Below are 26,415 nucleotides of genomic sequence, written 5' to 3' on the forward strand. Positions count from 1 at the left end.
CGCCATGACCATCACCATCTACCACAACCCCGCCTGCGGCACGTCGCGCAACGTGCTCGCCATGATCAGGAATTCCGGCGTCGAGCCGGTCGTGATCGAGTACTTGAAGACCCCGCCGGACCGGGAACGCCTCACGGCGCTCATCGCCGCGATCGGCCTTCCGGTGCGCGAGATTATGCGCCGCAAGGGCACGCCCTACGATGATCTCGGCCTCGACGATCCGAAGTTCTCCGACGACGACCTGATCGGCCTCATGCTGGAGCACCCGATCCTTCTCAACCGGCCGATCGTCGAGACGCCGATCGCCACCCGCCTCTGCCGCCCGTCCGAAACGGTGCTCGACATTCTGCCGGATGCGCAGAAGGGCGCCTTCACCAAGGAAGACGGCGAGGCGGTGGTGGATGCGGCGGGCAACCGCGCCGCTCCGAACAGCGGGGCCGCGTGATGGGGTCCTCCGCGACCGTCGCCGCCGCGCCCTCGGCCGCACCGGGCGGCATCGGCGTGTTCGAGAAATGGTTGTCCCTCTGGGTGGGACTCGCCATCGCCGCGGGTCTCTTTCTCGGCACCATGCTGCCGGGCCTTTTCGAAGGGCTCGCCGCCATCGAGGTGGCCTCCGTCAACCTCGTCGTCGCCGTTCTCATCTGGGCGATGGTCTACCCCATGATGGTGGCGGTCGACTTCGCCAGCCTCTCCCACATCGGCGATCGGCCGAAGGGCCTCGTCCTGACCCTCGTGGTGAACTGGCTGATCAAGCCGTTCACCATGGCGGGCCTCGCCGTCCTCTTCTTCGACGTTCTGTTCGCGCCGTGGATCGCGCCGGCCGATGCGCAGCAATATATCGCCGGGCTCATCCTCCTCGGCGCGGCTCCCTGCACGGCGATGGTCTTTGTCTGGTCGCAGCTTACGCGCGGCGACGCGACCTACACGCTGGTGCAGGTGTCGGTGAACGACGTCGTCATGGTGTTCGCCTTCGCGCCCATCGTGGCGGTGCTCCTCGGCGTTACCGACATCACCGTGCCGTGGGAGACGCTGATCCTTTCGGTGGGGCTCTACATCCTCATCCCGCTCGCGGCGGGGGCGCTGACCCGGCGGCACCTCGCGCGCGGCGGGGCGGATGCGGACGCTGCGGTCGCGCGGTTCACCGGGCGGGTGAAGCCTCTCTCCGTCCTCGGCCTTCTCGCGACGGTGGTGCTCTTGTTCGGCTTCCAGGGGCAGGTGATCCTGGACCAGCCGGTACTGATCGCGCTGATCGCGGTGCCGCTGCTGATCCAGTCCTACGGCATCTTCGCCATCGCCTACGCGGCGGCCTGGGCGTGGCGGGTGCCGTTCAACGTCGCGGCACCGTGCGCGCTGATCGGCACCTCGAACTTCTTCGAGCTGGCGGTCGCGGTGGCCATCAGCCTGTTCGGCCTGTCCTCGGGCGCCGCGCTCGCCACCGTCGTCGGCGTTCTGGTGGAGGTGCCGGTGATGCTCTCGCTCGTCGCCTTCGCCAATCGCACGCGGCACCACTTTCCCGCTGCGTGAAGGGCGTGACCCGGCGGGCGCGGCGGCGTAAAGGCTGAGATGCCCGCACGCGCCGCGGCGACGAACCCCGCCAGAGACCCGCCCTGTGATCCCGCACGAAACGAACGCCAGATGAGGCCGCCCGCGCTCCGCCTGTCGCCATGGACGGGGACGGCCTCCGCCCTCGGCGTGGTCGAGATCTTCGCCTGGGGCAGCACCTATTATCTGATGGCCGTTCTCGCCGGGCCGATGGCGGCGGACACGGGGTGGAGCCCCGGCGCCATCGCGGCGGGCGTTTCGGTGGGGCTTCTGGTGTCGGGCCTCTCGGCGCCGCGGGTGGGGCGGCTGATCCGCCGCACCGGCGGGCGCCCTGTTCTCGCGGCGGGGATGGGCCTCATCGCCGCCGGACTGGCGCTGCTCGGGCTGGCGGAGAGCCTGCCGGTCTACTTCGCCGCGTGGGTGGTGCTCGGCCTCGGCATGTCGGGCGGGCTCTATGATGCGGCGTTCTCCACCCTCGGCCGCCTGTTCGGGCGCGATGCGCGGGCCGCCATCACCCAGCTCACCCTGTGGGGCGGGTTCGCCAGCACCGTCTGCTGGCCGCTGTCGGCGTGGCTCGTCGGCGAGCTCGGCTGGCGCGGGGCCTGCCTCTTCTATGCAGCGCTTCACGTCGGCGTCACACTGCCGATCTGCCTCCTGCTGCTGCCCCGCGCGCCCGCTGTCGCCCCGCCGGACAGGGACGCCGCGCAGCCCGCGCCCGAGACCCCGCCCAGCCTCCTCGACGTGCGCCTTCTCGCCATCCTCGCCACCGGCGTCACCTTCTCGATGGTGTCGGCCATCCTCGCCATTCACCTCGTCACGCTGCTGTCGGCGCAGGGCTACCAGGTGGCGGCGGCGATTGCGGTGGGCACGTTGATCGGCCCGGCGCAGGTGGCGGCGCGGGTCGGCGAGATGATGGGGCGCGGGCGGCATCACCCGATCTGGACCATGGGGGCGGCGACGACCCTGGTTCTGGCGGGGGTGGCCGGTCTCGTCCTCGGCGCGCCGGCCTCGGCGGCGCTCATCGCCTACGGGGCGGGCAACGGGCTCTGGTCCATCGCGCGCGGGGTGCTGCCGCTCGCCCTGTTCGGGCCTGAGCTTTATGCCGAAACCATGGGTCGCATCGCCAAGCCGGTGCTGATCGCGGGGGCTGCCGCGCCCACCATCGGGGCGCTCATCATCGACACGGCGGGGCCGGCGGTGATGCTCGACGTTCTCGCCGCCGCGGCGCTGGTGCCGGTGGTCGCCATGGTCGTACTGGCGGCGCACCTCAAGGCGGCGCGTCCGGCTCCGTCGATCTGACACCGCCTGCGAAATGCGTCCGGCCGCTGGGGCTCATCCCCGGCGCGCGACGCGCGGGCCGAGCGCTGTTCGACGCGGTAGGGTGGCGGCTTGCCCGTGCCCGATGGCGACCCCGGCAGGATTCGAACCTGCGACCGTCGGATTAGAAGTCCGGTGCTCTATCCAGCTGAGCTACGGGGCCGTGAGGGCGGCCGCGCGGGAGGGGCCCACGCGGCGGTCTGTCAATGCGTCCAGGGGGCTGCGCGGTCGCCGCGGAAATTGTCGGAATAGGCGACCTTGCGGGTTTCGCGCGGCTTTTCGTCCTCGATCCAGAAGTCGAGGCCTTTCTTGTGGGCGTAGGCGATGGCCGCCTCGCGGGTCGGGAAGTCGAGACGGATCTGGCGCCGGGTATCGGTGCCGGACGTCCATCCCATCAAGGGCTCGATCTCGGGTTCGCCGAGGCCCTGCAGCTCGAGCCGCCAGGTCTTGGTGCGGCGGGTGCCCGACTGCATCGCATTACGGGCAGGTTTGAAGATTCGTGCGCGCATACGCTCCTCGGGGCGGCCGGTGGCCGGCTGAAACGGATGGTCGGGGCAGCAAGATTCGAACTTACGACCCCCGGTTCCCAAAACCGGTGCTCTACCAGGCTGAGCTATGCCCCGACACGCTTTCGTCTAGCGAACATCGGCGCGCCCCGCAATGTGGCGCCGGCGACTTCCGGTCATCTGTTCAACGGATCGCGAGGTGGCGGCTCATTCGGGGATCCGGCGGTGGATGAGCCTGTCGCCGGGGGCAAGGCCGATCGCGTCGCTGACCCCGGCATTGAGTTCGAGTACGAACTGAGCGGGGCCGTCGGACGGGATGGTGGCGGTGGAGTAGGGGGTCGTGTCCTTGGCGATGGAGACCACGACACCGTCCGCGTCGGCATAGATGATGTCGAGCGGGAGGATGGTGTTCTGCATCCAGAAGGCGCGCTCGTCTTCGCGCGCGAAGATGAAGAGCATGCCGGCGTCGGCGGCCATCTCTTCGCGGAACATCAGACCGCGGGCGCGCTCGATCGGATCGTCGGCGATTTCGACCGAGAACAGGTAGGTCTCGTCCGACGTTCGGACCGCCAACTGGCCGGAGGGGAGGGCGTCGACGTCGATCTCGCCCGCCGGTGTCAGCGCACCGGCGAAAGGTGAGGCGGCGGTCGCAGGCGCGGCCGCTGCGCCGTCCTGTGCGCGGGCGGCGGCACTGGCGGGGGCCTCGTTCTGGGCGCTGGCGGTGCGGGCGGACGGGCCGGCACCGATGGCGATCGCGAGGGCCAGCGCCCCCGCGACACGGATCAGTTGGCGCACGGTCAGTGCGACTGCGGGACGGTGTGACCGCTCTCGGGCAGGATCTCCGCCGCCATCAACCCCTTGGGGCCGTTGCCGAAGCGCACCTTCACCACCTGGTTGGGGCGCAGCTCCGTCACGCCGAAGCGGCGCAGCGTCTCCATGTGCACGAAGATGTCGGGCGTGCCGTCTCCGCGGGTGAGGAAGCCGTAGCCCTTGGAGCGGTTGAACCACTTGACGCGCGCCAGCTCGGCCGGACCCTCGGGCGACACCTGGATGTTGGTGCGCGAGGGCGGGAGCTGGGAAGGGTGGGCGGCCTGCGACTCGTCCATCGACAGGATGCGGAAGGCTTGGAGGCCTTTCGAACCCGAGACGACTTCACACACAACCCGTGCGCCTTCGTAAGCACTTTGGTAACCGTCTCGGCGTAAGCAGGTTACATGAAGGAGGATGTCGGACCCTCCATCATCCGGCACGATAAAGCCGTAACCTTTGCCGACGTCGAACCATTTGATGCTGCCGGAGACTTCCGTCAGGTCACTGAGGCCGTCAAACGGCTCGCCACCACGGTCCTCGACAGAGTATTGCTCGATAAATCGCACCAGCTTGTTGTCGCTCACCACTATACCCGTCGCTTACCTACTGCCGTCGCCACGATGCGCATCCGTGACTCGGATGTTACCATTCATTGACCGTTGAGGCGACAGGTTTTCGCACTTGAGTGCAGGCCTGTTGCCCCGATGACACACGAATTTAAGCAAATTTCATCTTTTTCAGTGGTCCAAACGTGTCCGCGAGCGGTGTTCGCACCACCAAATCGGCGGCTTGATCCTGATCCGTCGGTGCTTGTGAACAAATGATCAGCCGTGCGCCCGCCTCTTTCGCCATCATCGGCAAGGCCGCCGCCGGGTAGACCACCAGAGATGTTCCCGCCGCCACGAAGAGATCCGCCATCACCGCCTCCCGCATCGCCTGTTCCAACGCCTCTTCAGGCATCGGCTGGCCAAACGAGATGATGGCCGCTTTCAGAAGTCCGCCGCACCGTGTGCATCGCGGCGACTTCCCCGTTGTCGCAATCTGATCTTGCGCAAAGCTGATTTCGTGGCGCGTGTGACACTCCAGGCATGTGGCATGGTCGCCTGCGCCGTGGAGTTCGACCAGCTTCTCGGGCGGAACGCCGGACCGGGTGTGGAGCCCGTCGATGTTCTGGGTGACCACGAGGGAGACCGGCCCTTCCGCGGCGAGGTGCGCCACCGCCTCGTGCGCCGCATTCGGCGCGGCGGCGGCGAAGCGCTCGGCCATGTCGAAGCGGCGTTTCCAGTCTTCCAGCCGCGCCTCTTCGGAGGTGAGGAAGGCGTCGAAGAGGATCGGCTCCATACGAGACCAGATTCCGCCGGCCGAACGAAAGTCTGGGATGCCGGACTCGGTCGAGATGCCGGCACCGGTGAAGACCACGGCGCGTTCGGCCGAAGCGAAGGCTTCGCTCAGCGCCTGTTGGGCTTTTTCGGTGCGGTCGAATATCGCATGAGCCATGCGCAATACCTGTCCTGAGCCGAACGCGGTTGACAAGGCGATTCAGGGGCCCTGCGGTGCTTCCCTCTCGATATGGTGAACGATGCAACACCATGGTCGGCGGTGAGCGAGCCGCCCGCAGTACGGGCTGGAAACCATGAGCGCGGGCCGGGTCAGCCGAGCGCATGGCGGTAGCCCAATGCCTCAGCGACATGGATGCGGCGCACGGCGGCGCTGCCTGCGAGATCGGCGATCGTCCGGGCCACCTTCAACGTGCGATGAAAACCGCGTGCGGTCATCCGCCCGGCCTCCGCGGTGCGCTCGATGAGGGCGTAGGCGTCGCTGTCGGCGTCCACCGTTTCGGAGATGGCGGAACCGCCGAGTTCGGCGTTCAGCCTGGCCGGCTCGTTGGCGAGGCGGTGGGCCTGCCGCTCGCGCGCGGTGCGCACCCGCGCGGCCACGGTGGCGGACTTTTCGGCGGGGGCGGCGCGAAGGTCCGCCGGGCTTACCGCGTTCAGGCGGATGGTGAGGTCGATCCGGTCGAGCAGCGGGCCGGAGAGGCGGGCCTGATAATCGTCCCGGCAGGCCGCGCCGCGCTTGCAGGTGTGCCCCGGATCGTCGGCCCGGCCGCAGCGGCACGGGTTCATGGCCGCGATGAGCTGGAAGCGGGCCGGGTAGGTGACGCGCACATTGGCCCGCGCGATGTGGGCCTGACGGGTCTCGAGCGGCTCGCGCAGCGCGTCGAGCACGGTGGGGGCGAACTCGGGCAGCTCGTCCAGAAAGAGGACGCCGCCGTGGCACAGCGAGATTTCGCCCGGCCGCCCGCGCGGACCGCCGCCGATGAGCGCGGCCATCGACGCCGAGTGATGCGGCGCGCGGTAGGGGGCGGCAAGGTCGAGCCGCCCGCCCTCCAGCGCACCGGCGACGGAGCGGATCATCGCGCTTTCGAGGAGGGTGGCGGCGTCCATCTCCGGCAGGATGGAGGGGAGGCGCTCGGCCAGCATCGACTTGCCGGAGCCGGGCGGGCCGACCATCAGGAGATTGTGGCCTCCCGCTGCGGCGATCTCCACCGCGCGCTTGGCGCTCTCCTGGCCCTTCACCTCCGCAAGGTCGGCGGCGAAGGGGTCGGACAAGCGCGTGCTGGGGGCGGGGCGGGCGAGGGTCTGCCGCCCGGCGACGTGGTTGAGGAAGGCGGTGAGGCTGGCGGGGGCGAGGATCGCCATGTCCCCCGAGGCCCATGCGGCTTCCGGCCCGTCCACCGCCGGGCAGATCAGCGCCTGGCCGAGACCGTTGGCGCCGACGGCGGCCGGCAGCACCCCGGCGACGCCGACGATGCGCCCATCGAGCCCCAGCTCGCCGAGGATGACGCAGCCGTCCACCGCCTCCTGCGGCAAAGCGCCCAAAGCGACCATCAACGCCAGCGCGATCGGCAGATCATAATGGCTCCCGGCCTTCGGAAGGTCGGCCGGGGCAAGGTTGACCGTGATGCGCCGGGGCGGCAGCGACAGGCCGCATGCCGCCAGCGCGGCGCGCACACGCTCACGGCTTTCGGCGACGGCTTTGTCACCGAGGCCGACGATCATGAACCCCACGGAACCGCTGAGGATCTGCACCTCGACGGCGACGGGAACCGCGTCGATCCCGCGAAAAGCGATGGTGGTGACCCGGCTTTGCACGTTCTGTCACTATCCGATATCGCAATTTCAAATAGCACGGCGCCAGATGACATTGCAATCGAAAGGTGTGGTCGGTGGACGCGCTACCGTTTGGTGCTGGAAACGGCGTTGAATTTGCGCCAATGCGACATCACGTTTGACACAGTCCCGATGGCTGTGACCGGCGCCGTTGCGTCGGCCGCGGGCTGACACTACCGTCAGTCGCGTCCGTCGACGCTTGAAGACGCCGGCGAACGGGGAGGGAACCGAAGTCGATGATTGACGCTCAGCGTCCGCTGAGGGCCGGGTGACGTGACGCTCGAACCTCATCATGGCCGTCGCCGCCGCCGGGTAGCCAGGCTGAAATCCCTGCCGCCCGTCGTCCGCCGCTTCGTCCCCCAGGGGCGCACCGTCTATCCGCCGACCATCGGCGGCAAACCGCGCCTTCCGGGCATGCGCATCTCACCGCTCGACCGCGTGGCCCCCACCTACGGACAGCTCGGAACCCTCGAGGTGCGCCTCGCTCGCACCATGGGCGAAGTGCGCCGCGCCCAGCAGATCCGCTACGAAGTCTTCTACGAAGAGATGGCCGCCCAGGCCGATCCCTTCACCATGGCGACCCGCCGCGACCGCGACCAGTTCGATTCCCTGTGCGACCACCTCTTGGTGCTCGATCACAACGTCACCGCGCGCCGGTTCCGCAAGACCAAGCCGCGTATCGTCGGCACCTATCGCCTGCTCCGCCAGCAGATCGCCGAGCACAACGGCGGCTTCTACTCCAAGTCCGAGTTCGATATCGCGCCGATGATCGCGCGTCACCCGGACCTCAACTTCCTGGAACTCGGCCGCTCTTGCGTTCTGAAGCCCTACCGCGACAAACGCACCGTCGAACTACTGTGGCACGGCGCGTGGTCCTACACCCTGCGCCACAATGTCGACGTCCTGTTCGGATGCGCCTCCCTGTCCGGCACCAACCCGGACGATCTCAAGGTCCCTCTCTCCTACCTCTATCATCACCACCTCGCCCCGGAGGAATGGCGCTCGTCCGCCCTCACCAAGCGCAAGGTGGAGATGAACCTGATGCCGAAGGACGAGATCGACGTGAAGACCGCCCTGCGCGCCCTGCCGCCCCTCATCAAGGGCTACCTCAGGCTCGGCGCCTACGTGGCGGACGGCGCGGTGGTCGACCACCAGTTCGGCACCACGGACGTGATGATCGTGCTGCCGGTGGCCGGGATTTCGCACCGGTACATCAAATATTACGGCGCCGACGCGACGCGCCACGCCTGACCTCCGGGCGGCCGGACCCGGCGCGCCGCCAACCCGGCGCGCACCTTATGTCTGGCGCGCCCGCCCGGCGCGCACCTTACATTTCTGGCGCGCCGCCGGCCCGGCGCGCACCTTGCACCTCTATGCCGGGTCACAGGACGGCGGCGCGGCCGCGGGGGCCAGCGCGAACGACACCGAGCGACAGCCGCCTATGCGGCAAATGCAACAACGGGCGCCCCGAAGCGCGGACGCCCGACAGCATGACACTGCGGGAGATGCCATGACCATCGCCATCATCGGCGCCGGGATCGCCGGCGCCGCCGCGGCCCTCCACCTCGGCCGCGCAGGTCGAGACACCGTCCTCTTCGACAAGGGGCGCGGGGTCGGCGGACGGCTGGCCACACGCCGCATCGCGGCAGCGGCGGAGGGCGCGCTCGCCTTCGACCACGGCGCCCCCTTCGTCACCGCGTCGGGCGGAACGTTCAGCCGCTTCCTTCACGCCTCGGTCCAAAACGGGCATGCGGCCCTGTGGGGCGATGCCGGTGTCGAAGCGCGCACCGTCGGCATGCCGGGCATGAACGGCCTCGTCAAAGCCGCTCTCCTCGGCTCGGAGGTGCGCACCTCATTCGAGGCCGCCTCCCTGTCCCGCACCGCCACCGGCTGGACCCTGACCGCCAAGGACGGCGCCACGGCGGAGGGATTTTCCGACGTTCTCGTGGCCATCCCCGCCCCGCAGGCGGCAGCGCTCCTCGGGCCCGTCCACCCCGCCTTCGCCGCCGCGGCAGAGGATTCGCGCTACATGCCCTGCTGGACGCTGATGCTGGCCGCGGACGGCGTCGATCCCGCACTTGCCGGCACGCCCGAAACGGCGCTCGCGGGGGAGGGGATCGCCACCCTCATCCACAACAGCGCCAAGCCCGGCCGCAGCGCGGGCACCCTCGTCGCCCACGCCAGCCCCGCCTGGTCCACCGCGCGGCTGGAGGACGACCGCGAGGCCGTGGCGGGCGACCTCGCCGCCATCGTCACCGGCGCCCTCGGCCTTCCCGCACCCGCCGTCGCCGTCGCTCACCGCTGGCGCTATGCGCGGCTTGCCCGCGTCAGCGCCCGCGGGCCGGACTACGACGCCGATGCGGGGATCGGCATCGCCGGCGACTGGTGCCTCGGCCCGGACGTGGAGGACGCCTTCCACTCCGGCATCGCGCTCGCCGAAGCCGTGCTGACCGCCGGCCGCCCTCACGTCGCCGCTCCTGCAACGGCACGCTGACGCTCCCGCCACGGCACTCTGACGCCACTCACAGGCGCACGTCAGTTCCGCCGCGCGCCACGTTGCCGTTCACCGGGGAAACCTTTAAATCCCCGCCATGAACACGCTCGCCCCATTCCCCGCCGAAGCCGGGCTCAAGCCCGAGATCGCCCGCCGGCGTACCTTCGCGATCATCTCGCACCCGGACGCCGGTAAGACGACGCTGACCGAGAAGCTGCTGCTGTTCGGCGGCGCCATCCACCTCGCCGGCGAGGTCGCGGCCCGTGGCGAGCGCCGCCGTACCCGCTCGGACTGGATGGAGATCGAAAAGAAGCGCGGCATCTCCGTCTCCTCCTCGGTGATGATGTTCGAGCGTGACGGCCACGTCTTCAACCTTCTCGACACCCCCGGCCACGAAGACTTCTCCGAAGACACCTACCGCACGCTGACGGCTGTGGACTCGGCGGTCATGGTGGTCGATGCGGCGAAGGGCATCGAGGCGCAGACCTTGAAGCTCTTCGAGGTCTGCCGCCTGCGCGATATCCCCATCATCACCTTCGTCAACAAGGTGGACCGGGAAGGCGTCGACCCGTTCGAGCTGATGGACGAGATCGCCGACAAGCTGGCGCTGGAGCTGTCGCCGGTCACTTGGCCGATCGGCATGGGCGGCCAGTTCCACGGCGTCTACAACCTTACCACCAACGACTGGCACAAGCTCGTCGGCGACGGCTCGACCCGCTACGGCTCCACCGAGAAGCTGTCCGGGATCGACGATCCGAAGCTGGACGCCGCCGTGAAGGCCGACGTCCTCGCCGAGTTCCGCGGCCAGGCCGAGCTGGCCCGCGAGGCGATGCCGCCGGTGGACATGAACGCCTATCGCGAAGGGCACCTGTCGCCGGTGATCTTCGGCTCGGCGCTGCGCGATTTCTGCGTCAGCGACCTGCTTGACAGTCTCGCCGCCTTCGCCCCGCCGCCGCGCCCGCAGCCGGCCGGCGACGAGATGATCGACCCCAACCGGGACGACGTCTCGGCGCTGATCTTCAAGATCCAGGCGAACATGGACCCCAACCACCGCGACCGCATCGCGTTCGCGCGCATCTGCTCGGGCAAGTTCCAGCGCGGCATGCGGCTCAACCAGGTCGGCTCGGGCAAGGCGCTCGCCATCTCCGCGCCGATCTTCTTCCTCGCCGAGGAGCGGGAACTGGCCGAGGAAGCCTGGGCGGGCGACATCATCGGCATTCCCAACCACGGCCAGCTTCGCGTCGGCGACACCTTGTCCGAAAAGGGCGACTTCCGCTTCACCGGCCTGCCGCGGTTCGCCCCGGAAATCCTGCGCCGCGTGCGCCTCGGCGATCCGATGAAGACCAAACAGATGCGTAAGGCGCTGCAGGACCTGTCGGAGGAGGGGCTCGCCCAGGTCTTCCGCACGCACCTCGGCGGCGACCACATCGTCGGCGTCGTCGGCGCCCTGCAGCTCGACGTGATGAAGTCCCGCGTGGAGGCCGAGTACAAGGTCGCGATCGACTTCGAGCCCGCGCCCTTCTCCACCGCCCGCTGGCTCGCCGGTGATCCCAAGCTCGTGAAGGCCTTCGTCGACGGCAACAAGGCTGTGGTGGCGGACGACGTGGACGGCGACCCGGTCTACCTCGCCCGCAACGCCTGGGAGCTGAATTATACGCGCGAGAAGCACCCGGACATTCGCTTCTTCGAAGTGAAGGAGATGCAGTAGGTTTTTCGGGCGGCGGACAGGAACCTTAGGTCCGCCGCACGACTCCCCAAGGGTGTCAGTCACGGCATCAGAAAGGGGAGGTCATCCATGCCGCGTCGCGCATCCGGAAGGTCCGTCAAGGCCGAGGATATCAAGTGGCAGGACTGGAACGACCAGATCAGAGGCCAGTTCGACGGGGTGCGCTGGGGCAGCGTGTTCGACTTCGACGAACGGCCCGGCATCGGCCTGTTCGAGATAGCACCCGGCGCCGAGCTACCCAAGCATCATCATGACGCCGCCGAGGTCTACTTCGTCGTCCAAGGCGAGGGTTACGTGAAGGTCTACAACGTAGATCATGCGTTGGAGGCGAGCACCACGGTCTTCATCCCGGCCGACGCGACCCATGTGACGGTGAATACCGGCAAGTCGCCGCTGCGCATCCTCTACACCTTTCCTTTCGACCGGTTCGACGACGTGACGTATCACATCCTGGGCTGAGACTCCGGAGGCGCCCGCGGGGAGGCTGCAGGGCGGGCGCCCGCCGCGGCGTGTGGCCTCGGGCGGGCAACTGGAATAAGTGGAATTCCACTTCAGCTCTTTGCATGCGGCGGGCCGGTCCGGCCGCGACCTCAAGTCCCCAAGCGAGGCAATCTGTGAGTTCCGTTTCCGCCGATCGGGGCGGCACCTTCGGCGCCATCAAGGGCTTGTGGCCCTACATGTGGCCGAGCGACCGTCCCGACCTCAAATTTCGCGTCGCCGTCGCCGTCCTGGCCCTCGTCGTCGGCAAGGTCATCACCGTCCTCGTCCCCTACACGTTCAAGTGGGCGACGGACGCGCTCACCGCGGGCGAGTTCGGTCCCGAGGCCGCCACCCGCATCGCCGACACGCCGGGCTGGAACCTACCCGCCTTCGTCGTCGGTCCGATCATGCTGGTCGTCGCCTATGGCGTCGGCCGGCTGCTGTCGATGGGGTTCACCCAGCTTCGCGACGCCCTGTTCGCCCGCGTCGGCCAGCATGCGGTGCGCCAGCTCGCCCGGCTGACCTTCACGCACCTGCACGCCCTCTCGCTGCGCTACCACCTGCAGCGGCGCACCGGCGGCCTGTCGCGCGTCATCGAGCGCGGCACCAAGGGCATCGAGACCCTCGTCCGCTTCACCATCCTCAACGCGATCCCGACCATCCTCGAGTTCGCGTTGATGGCGGCGGTCATCGCCTACCAGTTCTCGCTCAGCTATCTCGGCGTCATCATCGTCATGGTGATCGCCTATGTCTGGTTCACCGTGGTCGCCTCGCAGTGGCGCATCGGCATCCGGCGCGAGATGAACGACAGCGACACCGACGCCAATTCCAAGGCGATCGACAGTCTCATCAACTACGAGACGGTCAAATATTTCAACAACGAGGAGATGGAGACCGCGCGCTTCGACCGCTCGATGGCGGGTTACGAGATCGCCGCGACGCGGCAATGGACCTCGCTCGCCTGGCTCAACATGGGCCAAACGGTGATCTTCACCACCGGCATGGTCGTCCTCATGATCATGTCGGCCCGCGCGGTGATGGCGGGCGAGCAGACCCTCGGCGACTTCGTGATGGTCAACGCGCTCCTGATGCAGCTCTCCATCCCGCTCAACTTCATCGGCTTCGTCTACCGCGAGATCAAACTCGGCCTCGCCGACGTGGAAGACATGTTCAAGGTGCTGAACATCCCGCAGGAGGTGACCGACCGGCCGAACGCGGTGCCGATCGCCGTCAACGGCGGCACCGTGCGCTTCGAAGACGTGCGCTTCCACTACGACCCCGAGCGGCCGATCCTGCACGGCGTCTCCTTCGAGGTGCCGGCGGGGCAGACGCTCGCGATCGTCGGCCCGTCGGGCGCGGGCAAGTCCACCATCTCGCGGCTGCTCTACAGGTTCTACGACATCTCCGGCGGCGCCATCACCATCGACGGGCAGGACATCCGCGACGTCACCCAGGACTCGCTGCGGCGCCAGATCGGCATCGTCCCGCAAGACACGGTGCTGTTCAACGACACGATCGCCTACAACATCGCCTATGGCCGCCCCTCGGCGAGCCGTGCGGAGGTGGAGACGGCGGCCGAAATGGCGCAGATCGCGGGCTTCATCCGCGCGTTGCCCCAAGGTTTCGACAGTGAAGTGGGCGAGCGCGGGCTGAAGCTGTCCGGCGGCGAGAAGCAGCGTGTCGCCATCGCCCGCACGATCCTGAAGGCCCCGCCGGTCCTCATCCTCGACGAGGCGACCTCCGCGCTCGACACCCGTACCGAGGAGGACATACAGTCCGCGCTCGACAAGGTGTCGGCCGGGCGCACCACCTTGATGATCGCGCACCGCCTCTCCACCGTGGTGAATGCGGACCAGATCATCGTCCTGGAGGCGGGCCGCATCGTCGAGCGTGGCACCCATGCCGCCCTGTTGGACGAGAACGGCCTCTACGCCGAAATGTGGGCGCGCCAGAGCCAGCAGGCGGAGATCCCGCCCGAGGAGGACCTCGACCAGAAGCGCGAACCCTCCGTGCGTGAGCGCGAGGAGAAGTTCTGACGCACCCGCCCCGCCGGCGGCGCCTCAGGCGACTTCGGCGGGGACGATCGCCTCAACGTCCACGAGCAAGGCCATCTCGCCCGAGGATGCGAACGTGACCCAACTGATCCGGCCCAGCGTCTGCACCGTAAAGTCGTCCTCGGTGCCGGGGATGACCACCGTGTCGTAACCCGCACCGCCGTGGATCAACGGCCCGTCGGCGAAGACGGTGGGCTCGCCGAGCGCGATCTGCTCGGACATGATCAACGTGTCGTCGCCCGCCCCGGCGACGACGCGGTCAAGGTAGCTGATCTCGCGAATGACATCGTCGCCGCCGCGGCCGAAGGCGAAGTCCGCCGCGCCGAGCTTGAGCACAAAATCGTCCGATAGGTTTGTTCCGACGAAGAGCATAGCCGTCCCTCCAACAAAACCAAGGCACCAATCATTGCCACCTCAAGTGTCATCTGGCGATGCGGCGTGATGATGGCAACGCGGGCGACGTCACGTCTCGCCATCGCCCGAACGACATTTTGCCGTTGGGACGGGCTGCGCGCTCCGGTAGAAGTGGGGGGAGAATTGGGCGAAGGGGCGGCCGAGCAGAGCGCGCCCCGCGAGGGGGATCTGATGCGCATATCGCCATTCATCCGTTCGGTCGTCTTGGGCGCCGTAGTCTCGGCGGGGGCAGTGGGAGGAGCGTCCGCCGCCTGTGTGGAGGATGCCGCGCTCGACGCCTTCGTCGGCGACTTCCACGCCAAGACCCCCGCCAAGGCGCTCGGCGCGGACGGGGACGTTGCCAACGCGCGCTGCGTTCAGGACCTCTTGGTCGGCAAACTCACCGGCGAGCTCGGCCCCGTCGTCGGCTACAAGGCCGGGCTCACCAGCGCCCCCGCCCAAGAGCGCTTCGGGGTGGACGAGCCGGTGATGGGAACGCTGCTCGAGGCGATGCTGCTGGAAGACGGCGCGACAGTGCCCGCCGCTTTCGGCGCCCGGCCCCTGTTCGAGGCGGATCTTCTGCTGGTGGTCAAGGATGCGGCCATCAACGACGCGACGACGCCTGAGGAGGTGCTCGCCCACCTCAGCGCCGTGCGCCCCTTCATCGAGCTGCCGGACCTGATGCTGGCCGATGGCGAACCGATGAACGGCCCCACCATCACGGCGATGAACGTCGGCGCACGCATGGGTGTGGTGGGGGACGAGATCCCCGCGACGCCGGACCTGCTGGACGCTCTGAAGACGATGACGGTGACCGTGACCGCCGCCGATGGCACCGTGCTCGCCGAAGCGCCGGGCGCATCGGTGCTCGGCCAGCCGCTCAACAGTGCGCTGTGGCTGATGGAGAAGGGCGTGACCTTCGCGCCGGGCCAGGTGATCAGCGTCGGTTCGATCGGCCCGCTGCTGCCGCCCGCCAAGGCCGGCGGCATGGCGACGGTCACCTACAAGGGCCTCCCCGGCGACCCCTCCGTGACCGTCCACTTCGAGTAGGCGCCCAAGCGGCCCGGCCCCGATCGCGCCCAAGATGTCGCGGCTGCGGCTGCGGCGCACAAGGGCGGCGCGGCACGCAGCCGGGCAGTGCGCAAGGCCGGTGTGTCCATGGCGCCGGGCGAGGGCGGCGCATGCCCGGCCGGGGTCAGGGCGGAACGGCATGCCGCCCGACCGCGGCACGGTGCCCTTGCTCGCCGCGTGCCCTTGCGCGTCGCGGCACCCTTGCGCAGCGCATTCGCGCGGCGACCAAGTGTGGCCTGGGCGCGTGGCCCGGACGCTTGGCGCGCCAGGGCGGCGCGCCACGCGGACCTCTACTCGGCGGCCTCGCTGGAGGGGTCGGGACTGGACTGCCGCGCCTCGCGAGCGTTCACCGAGCGGGCCTTTACCGAGCGGGATGAAGACGGGCGCGCCAGCACAGGCGCGTAGACGTCCGGCTGCTCCCCGTCCGCATCGCCCGCGGCCTCTCCCTGAGCGGCAGCGGCCTCACCCGGAGCGGCCCTGGAGAGCGGCACCGGATCGGCCGCGGTGGGCGCCTCCTCGGCCGGCACACCCGATGACGCCACGCGCGCCCGTGCCACCACGGGGGCGTAGACGTCGGCCGGTTCGCGGGATCCGTCCGCGCCTGATCCGTCTGGCACGGATGCCGCTGCGGAGGTCGGCACGGTGCCGGCGGGAAGGCGAACCAGCGTCGCCGGAACAGCGGCCGGTGCAGGCGCCGCCCCAGTCGTGGCGCCAGCCGTGCCGCCAGATGCTCCCGCCATCACCAGCGCGCCACCGGCCCGCGGAGCCGCTTCGCGTCCGCACAGCCGCGCCCAGGTGCGGCCCACCGTCTCCGGCATCGCCAGCATCACCGGCACCACCACCAGGGTGAGAATGGTCGAAAAGGCCAGCCCGGCAATGATCGCCGTCGAAAGCTGCACCCACCAGATGGAGGTGATGCCGCCCACCGCGATCGTGCGGGTGAAGAAGTCGAGGTTCACCTGCGTCGCCATGGGGATCAGCCCGGCGATGGTGGTGATCGTCGTCAAGAGGATCGGCCGCACCCGCTGCGCCGCCGTCGCCAGGGTCGCCGACAACAGGTCCGGCTGCTCCAGCCGCTCGCGGTTGAAGGTGTCGATCAGAACGATCGCGTTGTTCACCACGATGCCCGCCAGCGCGATCACCCCCGTCCCGGTCATGATCACCGAGAACTTCTGCCCGGTGATCGCCATGCCGAGAAGCACGCCGAACACCGAGAGGATGATCGTCATCAGCGTCAACGCCGTCTGGTAGAACGAGTTGAACTGCGTCACCAGCACCAGGAACATCATCACCAGCGAGGCCGTCATCGCCTTCACCAGGAAGTCGAACGCCTCAGCCTGGTCCTCGTTGGCGCCGCGGAAGGTGAAGCTCACCCCCGCGGGCCAGTCCTGGCCCTGCACCCATTCGTCGATCTCGGCGATCTTGGCGTTGAGGTCGTAGCCGTCCTCTTCCAGAACGTCCGCCTTCACCACCATTGCAAACTGCCCGTCGATCCGGGTGATCGACGACACGCGCTGCTGCGGCGTCACATCGATGAAGTTGGCGATCGGCACCTGGCCGCGTGCGGTCTGCAGCCGCAGATCGCCGAACTGGTTCAGGTTGCGCTCCTCTTCCGGGTAGCGCACGCGGATGTCGATCTGATCTTCCGAATCGTCGGGCTGATACTGGGTGAGCAGCACGCCGTTGGTGACGAGCTGGATGAGCTGGCCCACCTGCAGCACGTTCGCCCCGAAGCGCCCAGCCTCCTCGCGGTCGACGTCGAGCTGCCACTCGATGCCGGGGAGGGGGCGGTCGTCCTCCACGTCGCGCAGGCCCTCCACCGTCTCCACGTGGGCGCGCGCCCGCTCCACCGCGGCCAGCACCTCGGCGTAGGACTCGGACGTGACTTGAAGCTGGATGTCCTTGCCGGTCGGCGGCCCGCCCTCGATCTTGCGCACCTCCACCTTGATGCCGGCGAACTGCGTGCGCTCGCGAATGTCGGCGAAGATGGCGGCGGCCGGACGGCGGCAGCAATAATTCACGAGCTCGATCTGAAGCTCGCCGATGACGTCGGCGGGCTTGTCCTGCACGCCGCCGATCTGCCCGCCGCCGGCCGAATCGCCGCCCGACGGGAAGGCATTGGTGACCACGTTGTCCACGCCGTCGATGGCGAGAACCTCCGCCTCCACCTCGCGCACCAGCGCCAGCGCCTCGCGCGCCGACATGTTGCCGCGCGCCGAGATCATGGCGACGGCGACGTCCGGCTCCTCCTCGACGAAGAATTCCACCCCGCCGTTGTGCGTGGAGAAGAACTGCATGACCCCCACTGCCACCACGACGACGATGACGACGGTCGCGATGACCCCCGCCGTCGTCCCGGCGAGCGGGCGCAGGAGACCCACGTAGAGCCGCCCCGCACCCTTCAGCGTGGAGAGGTCGAACGGACCGTGCGGGATGGGTTCGGCGGGTTCCGCGCGCGATCCGCCCCAGCGCTTGGCGAGCCTGGTGGCGATCACCGTACCGGCCAGGAAGGCGGCGAGAGCGGCCGTGATCTGCGCCGGGGCAGGGGCGGCGGCAAGCGCCAGCATCGCCGCCGCGGCGGCCGCGCCGCCCGCGGTCAGGCCGATGATGAGCTGGTTGGATAGCACCGTTCCCACCACCGGCAGGAAGACCAGCGCGGTGATCAGCGCCACCGTCAGCACGATGATGACCATCACCGGCAGGTAGGACATGAACTCGCCCGCGACGCCCGGCCACAACAGCATCGGCAGGAAGGCGAGCAGCGTCGTCGCGGTGGACGAGATCAGCGGCCACACCATGAGATGCGCCGCCTCGCGGAAGCCCTGCGCGCGCGATGCGCCCTCGGCGATCCGCCTGTCGGCATATTCCACCATGACGATGGCACCGTCGACGAGGAGGCCGACGCACAGGACGAGCCCGAACATCACCATCATATTGACTGTCATGCCGAGGCCCGACAGCACCGTGAAGCCGAGCAGGATCGAGGTCGGGATGGCGATGCCGACGAGGAGCGCCGAGCGGAAGCCGAGCGCCGCGACGATCACGATCATGACGAGCACGATGGCGGTGGAGATGGACGCCTCCAGCCCGCCCAGCACCTCGTAGATGAAGGAGGACTGGTCGAGCAGGTAATCGACGTGGATCGCGTCCGGCCAGTCCTTGGTGGCGGCCGTCACGGTGTCGACCACCATCTGGTTGTTGAGGATGATGTTCTCGCCCAGCCGCTTCACCACGTCGATGGTGATGGCCGGATGCCCGTTCACCCGCGTGAAGGTGGTCGGGTCCTTGAAGCTGCGACGGACCTCGGCGATGTCGCCCACCGTGACGACACCGTCATCCGACTGCTTGATGATGATCTTGAAGACGTCCTCGGCGTCCTCGATCAGCCCCGGCACCTTGACCGAGAAGCGGCCCTCGCCGGTGTCGAGGAAGCCTGCCGGCACCAGCGCGTTGTTGTTCTGCAGCGCCTGCAGAAGCTCCAGCGGCTGGACCTGGTAGGACTCCATCGCCGTGCGGTCGATGAGGACTTCGAGCTGCTCCTCGCGCGCGCCGGAGAGGTCGGCCGACAACACGCTCGGGATCGCCTCCACCGCGTCCTTCAGCCGCCGTGCATGGGTGTAGAGCGTGCGCTCCGGCACCTCGCCCGACAGCGCCACGATGATCGTCGGCACCAGGCTGAAGTTGGTCTCGGTGATTGTCGGCTCGTCGGCGTCGTCCGGCAGGTCCGCCTGGGCGCGGTCGACCTTGTCGCGCACGTCGGCCAGCGCCAGATCCTTGTCGAAGTCGGCGTTGAATTCCAGGATGATGCCGGCGTGCCCCTCGGCGGCGATCGCCTTGATCTCCTTCAACCCGTCGAGGCCGCGCAGCTCGGTCTCCATCGGCTTGACGAGCAGCCGGTTGGCGTCCTCCGGCGAAATGCCCTGCTGCGTGATCGACACGTAGAACAGCGGCACGTCGATGTCCGGGTTCGCCTCCTTCGGGATCGTCGCATAGACGAAGGCGCCGGCTCCCAGCAGGAAGACGAGCAGCGTCAGGATCGTGCGCGGGCGGTCGAGTAGGCCGTCCAGGATCGCTTTCATGTGGCGTCAGCCTCTGCAACGGCAGTCACTGTCTGCCCGTCGATGACGTAATCTTGCCCCACGGTGATGATGGTGACGGTGTCGGGCAGGCCGGTGACCCACAGCCCGTCGGCGTCCTGCACCGCGATCGTGACCGGCATGAAGGAGACGGTGCCGCTTTGATCCACCGTGCGTACGCCGATCTGGCCGTTGTCGGCGAGCGTCAGCACGCCGGGCGAGAGGCGGTGCGCCTTCACCGGCGCCAGCGGGATGTTCGCCTCGGCCGTCACGCCGGCGCGAAGGGTCATATCCGGGTTGGGAACGCTGAGTTCCACCGTGAAGGTGCGCGTGTCCGCATCCGCCGTGCGCGAAATGTAGACCACCTCGCCGGTCACGCTCTCGCCGGTGACGAGGGTGACCTGAGCCTCGACACCGCGTTCGATGGCGGAGATGTCGCGCTCGGACACCTGCCCGGTGACGATCACCGGGTCCGCGTCGACGATGGTGGCGCACACCCCGCCGACCGAGAGCATGGCGCCGACCTCACCGAGCGGTTCCTGCACCACGCCGGCGATGGGCGCGCGGATGACGGCACGGGAGAGTTCCTCCTCGGCCTCGGCGACGGCGGCGCTGGCGGCGTCGAGCGCGGCCTTGGTGGCGGCGACGCGGGTCTCGGATTCGAACCCGCGGCCCTGGAGCTTGGACGCCGCGTCATAGTCGAGCTGGGCGCGTTCGGCCTCGGCCTTGGCGCGGGCGAGCTGCGCCTCGCGCACGCCTTCGTCGAGCGCGCATAGAACGTCCCCTTCGGCGACGCGCGTGCCCCGGTCGACCGGTCGGCTGGCGATGCGCGCCGTGGTCTCGGCCGCCACGCTGACGAGAGCGTCGGCCCGCGTGCGGCCGCGCATCGTCAGGGAGCGGCTGCGCTCCTCTGCGGTGATCGTGCGGGTGCGGACGCTGAACGTCCCCGTCGCGGCCTCCTGGCGCGCGGCGGGCGGACGCGGGTTCGCCTCCTCCGCAGTGCCGGACACGACCAGCGTGCCGCTCGCCATCCACGCGGCGATCCCGGCGGCCATCACACCGGCCAGCAGATATCGTCCATTCATGTCGATCTACTCCGCGGCCTTGGGGAGGCTGGCGTCGGTGCCGCCTTCGGCCATTGCGATCAGGCTGTCGCCGTGGGTCTTCAGAAAATCGAGGTGGGCGCCGAGGCAGTTGCGCCCATAGGCCGCGGCCCAGCTGAGGGCGTCGCAATCGCGCTCGCCCGCGCATTCCGACTCCGCCACCGCCGCCTCGATCGCGGCGATCTCCTCCGCGAGGCCGGCTTTACGCTCCTCGATCGCCGCCTCGACCGTGCGTCGCGGCAGATGCGGCGCGAATGAGGAGACCAGCAGGAAACGCGACCGAAAGATGTCTGGCCCCGGCGGCTCGGACAGCTCCTCGATCAGCGCCGCCCGCCCCTCGGTGGTGATGGCATAGACCTTTCGTGACGGGCGGCCGGATTGGACCTCTTCGCGCACGGTGACGAGGCCGCTTTGGGCGAGCCGCGCCAGCGCCGGATAGATCGACCCGTAGCTGGCGTCGACGAACCAGCGGTGCCGTCCTTCGAGAGACTGCTTGCGGATCTCGTAGCCGGTGCGCTCATCATTGAAGAGGATGGCGAGGCACAGGACGGTGACGGGGCTGAGCGGTTCGCGGGGCAAAGCGATCCTCGGTTCGAGATATGACGGGCCGATATATGTTGTTGCGCAATATAGGTGTGCCCGAGCCGGGTGCAATCGAAAATCGCATTTGTTTAGCCGAAAGCTGAGGCGCGCTGAGTGCGCCTCCTGGGTTGAAAAAGAGGCGCATCGCGAATATTTTGCGCAAGGGGTCGGAATCACCGATATCGACCACCGAATCGCTGATCTTATAACCGAACCATCAATCCCAACAATGAGGTGCGACGCGCGGATGGCTCAACACCGCCCCCTGCCCAAGGCCCCCGTCACCCACACGATCGACGCGGTGATCGACGAAGACTTCACGTCCGGCGCGCCGTCCGCGACCATCCCCGCCGAGGAGCATCTGATGGTGCGTGACGGTGTGCGCTGTGCCGGTGCGCACATCATCGTCGACGTCTATGGCGGCCAGCGGCTCGACGAGCTGGACCATATCGAAACCACGCTGAAGCGCTGTGTCGAGGTCGCTGGGGCGACCCTGTTGCACGTCCATCTGCACCATTTCGACGAGAATGGCGGCGTCTCGGGCGTCGCGGTGCTGGCCGAGAGCCACATTTCGATCCACTCCTGGCCCGAGCACAATTATGCCGCGCTCGACATCTTCATGTGCGGCGAGACCGAGCCGATGGCCTGCATCGAGGTGCTGCGCGAGGCGTTCGCCCCGGCCAACATCGCCGTCAGCGAGTTTCTGCGCGGCCGCGGCCTTTGAGCGTGAAGCCGGGAGAGGGGGGACGCTCTGCCTCGAGCGATCCCCAGTGGATCACCGAGACCGTTGCCGACGCTGCCGGGTTTCGCACCGCCCTTTCCGCCGACAGGGTGGTGCGCGAAGTGGCGGGTGAGCAGCACCTCGCGGTGTTCGAAAACCGCAGCTTCGGCCGCGTTCTGACCTTGGACGGCGCCATCCAGGTCACCACCGGCGACGAGTTCGTCTATCACGAGATGATGGCCCACGTCCCCTTGATGGCGCACGGTGCGGCGGCGTACGTGCTCATCCTGGGCGGCGGCGACGGCGGCGTTGCGCGCGAGGTGCTGCGTCACCCTGTCGCCGGCGTGACGCTGGTGGAGATCGACCGCGCGGTGGTCGACCTCATGGTGGCCGAGATGCCGTCCGTGTCCGCCGGCGCCTTCGACGATCCGCGCCTGACGCTCGCGATCGCCGACGGGGCCGATTTCGTGGACGGGGCTGCTGAGGCGTCGTTCGACGTCATCATCGTCGACGCGCCGGACCCGGTGGGCGCGGGCGCCGCGCTCTTCACCGGTGCCTTTTATGCCGCATGCCGGCGCATCCTGCGGCCGGGCGGGGTGATGGTGTGCCAGTCCGGCATGCCCTTCCTGTCGGGCGACTGGCTGGCCGGCCATGCGCAGACGCTGCGCGCGTCCTTCGCCGACGTCGCCTTTTATCTCTCCGTGGTGCCGAGCTACACCGGCGGTCCGATGGCGCATGCCTTCGCCACATCCGATTCGGCCCTGAAGGACGCGCCGGCGCACCTGCTTGCCGCCCGTGCCTCCTCCCTCCGCCTCGCAGGACGCTACTGGACGCCCGCTATCCACCGCGCCGCCTTCGTGCTTCCGCCCTACATCGCCGCGCACATCACCCGCTGACCGGCGGTCGGTTCTGACATCCAAACGTCGTCGCACCGCGGCTTTGTCGTTGCCCTTGATCGCCGAGTCGGTCGTCGGCTGCATGGGCCAATGTTGAGTCGGGCCGGGTTCAGCGGCGTTTTCGGCGGTGCCGCCGGGCGGTCCGCGGTGAGGGGGCGGACCGGCGGGGCGAGGACCCGTGCCTTCGCCACCGTCCGCGCCATTCTGAGGGACCGTTTCGCCGGTGTGCTCTCCTTCTGCGCCGCTCTCGGTGCGGCGTGGCGTCGCCGGACGCCGGCAAGTCGCGGCGCCGCCTTCGTGCTGCCGCCGACCATCGCCGAGGGCGTCGCCTCTGCCCGCGCGGCGGCTCAGACATAACCCTCGCCCCGGAGCGAGGTGAAGGCGTTGGCGCCGATGATGATGTGATCGTGCACCGACAGCCCCAGAGGCTGCGCGGCCTCCATGATCTTGGCCGTCACCGCGATGTCGGCGCGCGAGGGAGACGGGTCGCCGGACGGGTGATTGTGGATCAGCACCACCGCGCTGGCCGAGAGTTCGAGGGCCCGCTTCAACACCTCGCGCGGGTAGACCGGCGTGTGGTCCACCGTTCCCGTTCCGGCACATTCGGACGCCAGCATCTGGTTCTTCTTGTCGAGGTAGAGGACGTGAAATTCCTCCCGCGCCACGCCGCGCAGCTTGGCGCGGTAGAATTCCACCACGGCATCGGTGGAGCCGAGCACGGCGCGGGCCTTCAGGGTGTCGTGGGTCAGCCGCTCGGCCGTTGCGCGGACGAGGCGGAAGTCGCCGACCACGCGCTCGCCCACGCCGCTCACCTCCAGCAGCCGAGCGGCCGGGGCGGAGACGACCGCCGCGAACGAGCCGAACTCGGCAATCAGCGCCTTGGCGATGGGTTTCGTGTCGCGCCGCGGGATGGAGCGGAAGAGGAGGAGCTCGAGAAGCTCGTAATCCGGCAGTGCCTCCCCGCGGTCGAACCGGTCACGCAGCCGGTCTCTGTGGCCGGCCGCGAGATCGGCGCTCTGCCGTCTCGCCTTGCTGCTGCTCTCGGGGGCCAGCGCCGTCCGTGACGCCGGCCCCGCGCGTGCGCCTGCGCCGGATGTGATGTCTCTGCCCGCGGCGGCGGTGGCGCCTGGGGGCAACGCCGTGCTGGAGGCGCTGCCCGCGTCTGAGCGCAATGCGGTGCCCGAGGCGGTGGTGACGCCTGCTCGCGAGACCGCACCGGAGGCCGCGCCGGCGGCTGTGCAGGTGCCTGCGCCCGAGGCCGCGGCGGCGGCACGGCCCATGCCGCTGCCGCGTATTGCGGCCCCGGCCGTTCGGGCCGCGGCGATCGCTGCGGTGGGCGTGTCCGAGTCGGATGAGCGGAAGAGATCGTCACAATGATGGTTCATCCCGTCCTCGTCACTGCGGCGGCGCGGCGTTTCGGCTGCCGTCCGCGCGGGTCCGCGTGGCGGCGGATCCGCCTCTTTGTCGTCGGTCGCCGCGACGCTTTGCGCACCGTCTTGTCCGCCCGATGCGGCCTCGCGGACATATCGTTCGTTCACGCCGGCGGCCTCTACAGGTGCGGACAGCGTGTGGCGGGGGCCGTCGTCTTGCCCTGTCCCGATGGCATGCTGCGGGAGGTCTTCGTGCTTCGACCGTGTCATCACCGCGGCGAAAAGCGGGGGAGGCTCGGCCGGGTCGTTGATCAGGCGCCGACCGGATCGCCGCCGCTGCGGCGCTTGCGGCGGGGCGGCCGGCAACACACGGCTCTCCGGGCAATCCGCTCGGCTGGATGCGGTGCCGTGCGGCGGGATTTCACCGCCCTCAAGTGTGGCTGGGGGGCCAGATGCCGGCCGACCCGTTTGCGTGCGCCGATCGGCCCCGGCGGCGGTCGTGACCAATGCTTCGTGTTTAGAACGTGGGAGCGGCACCTGGCCGAGACTAAGTCCCGCGCTCTGCACGCTTGCGGCGGCTTCGCTCAGTGCGGGCGCATGGCTCTGCGCGGGCCCGTCGCCCTGCGCAAGCGCTTCGGCCTGCGCGGTGGCTTTCTCCTGAGCGGCGGCTTCGCCCTGTGCGGCGGCTTCGCCCTGTAAGGTGGCCTCGCACTGCGCGGCGGGATCGCCGGTTGCGGCAACGTCGCTCTGCGTAGCCATCTCGCTCTGGCAGGCGGGCTGGCGCAGCGCGGTCGCCTTGCGCTGCGCGGCGACTGCGCCGTGCGCAGCGATTTCGCTCCGGCGGGCGGGCTGGACCTGCGGGACGGTCGGGCGAGCGTCCGCTATGGTGCCGGGAGTGGCCGGATGGTCGTCGGCACCGGTGGTTGAGACTGGACGAGAAGCGGTGTCTGCCGGCGCGCAGGCCGGAGCGGCTTGATCGGTCGCGGCGGATGCGTGCGATTGGCCGGGGGCGGGCGTTGGCCGCGGCCGGTCCGCGGATGGTGGGTCCCTGCCCAGCGCTGCGGAGGCGTCGGCAGCGGCCTGCACGATGTCGGCCCGCATCGCGGCTGCGCGACCGGCAGCGGCGGCGCGCAGCATGTTCAGCGCCGTGTCACCCGCCGTCCCGCCAGCAGCACTCATGCGCTCATCCCCCATGGCGAAGGGGAGTATGATCTCTTCACGTCAAATTGCAATCTGAGATTGCCGGTCAGGGCAAAACCCGCGGGAACGGCTAGATGTCGTCGCCCGCTACCATGTGGGGCGAGGCGGTGAACACCTCGCAGCCGTCCTCGGTGATCCCCACCGTGTGTTCGTACTGCGCCGAAAGGGAACGGTCGCGGGTGACCGCCGTCCACCCGTCCGACAGGACCTTCACGTGGGGACGGCCGAGATTCACCATCGGCTCGATGGTGAAGATCATGCCCGGCTGAAGACGGATCCCGTCGCCGGGGCGCCCATAGTGCAGGATATTCGGCATGTCGTGAAACAGCCGGCCGACGCCGTGGCCGCAAAATTCACGCACGACGGAGCAGCGCTCACCCTCCACATAGGTCTGAATCGCGTGGCCGATGTCGCCGGTGGTGTTCCCAGGCTTGGCGGCGTTGACGCCATATTCCAGCGCCTTCAGCGTTACCTTCAGCAGCCGGTCCGCCGCGCGGCGCACCTGGCCAACGCGGTACATGCGCGAGGAATCACCGTGCCACCCGCCCAGGATATAGGTCACGTCCACGTTGAGGACGTCGCCTTCCTTCAACGGCTTGTCCACCGGGATGCCATGGCACACCACGTGGTTCACCGACGTGCACACCGCCTTGCGGAAGCCGCGATAATAAAGCGTCGCCGGGATCACGCCGTGGCGCTCGGCGAAGGCCATCACGTACTCGTCGATCGCTTCCGTCGTCACGCCGGGAACGATGAAGTCGTGCAGCTCGTCGAGGCATTGGGCCGTCATCGCGCAGGCGGCACGCATGCCGGCGAAGGCATCGGCCCCGTGAATGCGCACCTGACCCGTGTTGCGGGATGGCGCCACGTCCGCGTCAATGAAGTCCACCATGTGCCTCGCCTC

General features: G+C 68.8%; 23 protein-coding genes and 2 tRNA genes. 12 read left to right on the plus strand and 13 right to left on the minus strand.

The window, feature by feature from the left end; genetic code table 11:
* Positions 1-4: 4 nt before the first annotated feature.
* The 3 genes from arsC (at position 5) to BIX52_RS09430 (ending at position 2,841) form a co-directional block, all read left to right on the plus strand.
* On the plus strand, positions 5-445 hold the full coding sequence (gene arsC, locus BIX52_RS09420) for an arsenate reductase (glutaredoxin) (protein ID WP_075220834.1): 441 nt from the start codon (positions 5-7) through the stop codon (positions 443-445).
* Positions 445-1,524 carry an ACR3 family arsenite efflux transporter gene (gene arsB, locus BIX52_RS09425; protein ID WP_075220835.1) on the plus strand — a complete coding sequence of 360 codons (1,080 nt, stop codon included), beginning with the start codon at positions 445-447 and terminating at the stop codon, positions 1,522-1,524. Before arsC ends, arsB begins: the two co-directional genes overlap by 1 nt.
* A gap of 111 nt (positions 1,525-1,635) precedes the next feature.
* The gene (locus tag BIX52_RS09430) at positions 1,636-2,841 is read left to right on the plus strand and encodes an MFS transporter (RefSeq protein ID WP_075220836.1); all 1,206 of its coding nucleotides are present in this window, start codon (positions 1,636-1,638) and stop codon (positions 2,839-2,841) included.
* Between the two features lie 104 nt (positions 2,842-2,945).
* Here the strand turns inward: BIX52_RS09430 and BIX52_RS09435 are convergent.
* The 5 genes from BIX52_RS09435 to BIX52_RS09455 all read right to left on the minus strand — a co-directional run bounded on the left by BIX52_RS09435 (position 2,946) and on the right by BIX52_RS09455 (position 4,675).
* A tRNA-Arg gene (locus BIX52_RS09435) sits at positions 2,946-3,022 on the minus strand.
* 40 nt (positions 3,023-3,062) lie between these two features.
* Positions 3,063-3,368: an ETC complex I subunit gene (locus BIX52_RS09440; protein ID WP_075220837.1), complete on the minus strand. Its 306-nt coding sequence runs from the start codon at positions 3,366-3,368 to the stop codon at positions 3,063-3,065.
* 37 nt (positions 3,369-3,405) lie between these two features.
* A tRNA-Pro gene (locus BIX52_RS09445) sits at positions 3,406-3,482 on the minus strand.
* A gap of 90 nt (positions 3,483-3,572) precedes the next feature.
* Positions 3,573-4,160, minus strand: coding sequence for a DUF192 domain-containing protein (locus tag BIX52_RS09450; RefSeq protein WP_245803164.1), 588 nt, complete (start codon positions 4,158-4,160; stop codon positions 3,573-3,575).
* Between the two features lie 2 nt (positions 4,161-4,162).
* On the minus strand, positions 4,163-4,675 hold the full coding sequence (locus BIX52_RS09455; protein WP_193602250.1) for a cold-shock protein: 513 nt from the start codon (positions 4,673-4,675) through the stop codon (positions 4,163-4,165).
* Here BIX52_RS09455 and BIX52_RS23455 point away from each other — a divergent pair.
* A complete protein-coding gene (locus tag BIX52_RS23455; protein ID WP_205647807.1) occupies positions 4,580-4,831 on the plus strand; it encodes a hypothetical protein in 252 nt (83 codons plus the stop codon). The two genes, BIX52_RS09455 and BIX52_RS23455, sit on opposite strands and share 96 nt — an antisense overlap.
* A 61-nt stretch (positions 4,832-4,892) precedes the next feature.
* On the opposite strand, the gene BIX52_RS09460 is transcribed toward BIX52_RS23455, so the two are convergent.
* Both BIX52_RS09460 and BIX52_RS09465 read right to left on the minus strand, forming a co-directional pair.
* Positions 4,893-5,672 (minus strand): SIR2 family NAD-dependent protein deacylase, encoded by a 780-nt coding sequence (locus BIX52_RS09460; RefSeq protein ID WP_075220838.1) that lies wholly within the window; start codon positions 5,670-5,672, stop codon positions 4,893-4,895.
* 152 nt (positions 5,673-5,824) lie between these two features.
* Positions 5,825-7,327, minus strand: a complete 1,503-nt coding sequence (locus BIX52_RS09465; RefSeq protein ID WP_075220839.1) for a YifB family Mg chelatase-like AAA ATPase — start codon at positions 7,325-7,327, stop codon at positions 5,825-5,827.
* A gap of 432 nt (positions 7,328-7,759) precedes the next feature.
* On the opposite strand from BIX52_RS09465, the gene olsB reads away from it, so the two are divergent.
* The 5 genes from olsB to BIX52_RS09490 all read left to right on the plus strand — a co-directional run bounded on the left by olsB (position 7,760) and on the right by BIX52_RS09490 (position 14,081).
* A complete protein-coding gene (gene olsB, locus BIX52_RS09470) occupies positions 7,760-8,596 on the plus strand; it encodes a l-ornithine N(alpha)-acyltransferase (protein ID WP_075221173.1) in 837 nt (278 codons plus the stop codon).
* Between the two features lie 259 nt (positions 8,597-8,855).
* Entirely contained in the window at positions 8,856-9,839 is a 984-nt protein-coding gene (locus BIX52_RS09475) for an NAD(P)/FAD-dependent oxidoreductase (protein ID WP_075220840.1), read from the plus strand.
* A 97-nt stretch (positions 9,840-9,936) separates the two neighbouring features.
* Positions 9,937-11,547, plus strand: a complete 1,611-nt coding sequence (locus BIX52_RS09480; protein ID WP_075220841.1) for a peptide chain release factor 3 — start codon at positions 9,937-9,939, stop codon at positions 11,545-11,547.
* A gap of 87 nt (positions 11,548-11,634) precedes the next feature.
* Positions 11,635-12,024, plus strand: coding sequence for a cupin domain-containing protein (locus tag BIX52_RS09485; protein ID WP_075220842.1), 390 nt, complete (start codon positions 11,635-11,637; stop codon positions 12,022-12,024).
* Positions 12,025-12,128: 104 nt separating this feature from the next.
* Positions 12,129-14,081 carry an ABCB family ABC transporter ATP-binding protein/permease gene (locus BIX52_RS09490; RefSeq protein ID WP_075220843.1) on the plus strand — a complete coding sequence of 651 codons (1,953 nt, stop codon included), beginning with the start codon at positions 12,129-12,131 and terminating at the stop codon, positions 14,079-14,081.
* Positions 14,082-14,105: 24 nt separating this feature from the next.
* Here the strand turns inward: BIX52_RS09490 and BIX52_RS09495 are convergent, their stop codons facing one another.
* Positions 14,106-14,471: a hypothetical protein gene (locus BIX52_RS09495; protein ID WP_075220844.1), complete on the minus strand. Its 366-nt coding sequence runs from the start codon at positions 14,469-14,471 to the stop codon at positions 14,106-14,108.
* Between the two features lie 213 nt (positions 14,472-14,684).
* Here BIX52_RS09495 and BIX52_RS09500 point away from each other — a divergent pair, with 213 nt between their 5' ends.
* Complete coding sequence (locus tag BIX52_RS09500) at positions 14,685-15,542, plus strand: 2-keto-4-pentenoate hydratase (protein WP_075221174.1); 858 nt, start codon at positions 14,685-14,687, stop codon at positions 15,540-15,542.
* Between the two features lie 311 nt (positions 15,543-15,853).
* Here the strand turns inward: BIX52_RS09500 and BIX52_RS09505 are convergent, their stop codons facing one another.
* Genes BIX52_RS09505 through BIX52_RS09515 form a run of 3 tightly spaced genes read right to left on the minus strand, consistent with a single transcriptional unit; the run spans position 15,854 to position 21,321 of the window.
* Positions 15,854-19,642 (minus strand): efflux RND transporter permease subunit, encoded by a 3,789-nt coding sequence (locus tag BIX52_RS09505; protein WP_075220845.1) that lies wholly within the window; start codon positions 19,640-19,642, stop codon positions 15,854-15,856.
* The gene (locus BIX52_RS09510; RefSeq protein ID WP_075220846.1) at positions 19,639-20,724 is read right to left on the minus strand and encodes an efflux RND transporter periplasmic adaptor subunit; all 1,086 of its coding nucleotides are present in this window, start codon (positions 20,722-20,724) and stop codon (positions 19,639-19,641) included. Before BIX52_RS09510 ends, BIX52_RS09505 begins: the two co-directional genes overlap by 4 nt.
* 6 nt (positions 20,725-20,730) lie before the next feature.
* A complete protein-coding gene (locus BIX52_RS09515) occupies positions 20,731-21,321 on the minus strand; it encodes a PadR family transcriptional regulator (protein WP_075220847.1) in 591 nt (196 codons plus the stop codon).
* Between the two features lie 250 nt (positions 21,322-21,571).
* On the opposite strand from BIX52_RS09515, the gene speD reads away from it, so the two are divergent.
* Together speD and speE are read left to right on the plus strand one after the other, a co-directional pair.
* A complete protein-coding gene (speD, locus tag BIX52_RS09520) occupies positions 21,572-22,048 on the plus strand; it encodes an adenosylmethionine decarboxylase (protein WP_211098170.1) in 477 nt (158 codons plus the stop codon).
* 2 nt (positions 22,049-22,050) lie between these two features.
* Positions 22,051-22,941, plus strand: coding sequence for a polyamine aminopropyltransferase (gene speE / locus BIX52_RS09525; RefSeq protein WP_075220848.1), 891 nt, complete (start codon positions 22,051-22,053; stop codon positions 22,939-22,941).
* A gap of 347 nt (positions 22,942-23,288) precedes the next feature.
* Here the strand turns inward: speE and radC are convergent, their stop codons facing one another.
* Both radC and map read right to left on the minus strand, forming a co-directional pair.
* The gene (gene radC, locus BIX52_RS24065; RefSeq protein ID WP_425426675.1) at positions 23,289-24,113 is read right to left on the minus strand and encodes a RadC family protein; all 825 of its coding nucleotides are present in this window, start codon (positions 24,111-24,113) and stop codon (positions 23,289-23,291) included.
* 1,468 nt (positions 24,114-25,581) lie between these two features.
* Positions 25,582-26,403, minus strand: a complete 822-nt coding sequence (map, locus tag BIX52_RS09540) for a type I methionyl aminopeptidase (protein WP_075220850.1) — start codon at positions 26,401-26,403, stop codon at positions 25,582-25,584.
* Positions 26,404-26,415: the final 12 nt, after the last annotated feature.

This window comes from Acuticoccus yangtzensis, assembly GCF_001927245.1.
In the GTDB taxonomy this organism is placed as follows: Bacteria; Pseudomonadota; Alphaproteobacteria; order Rhizobiales; family Amorphaceae; genus Acuticoccus; species Acuticoccus yangtzensis.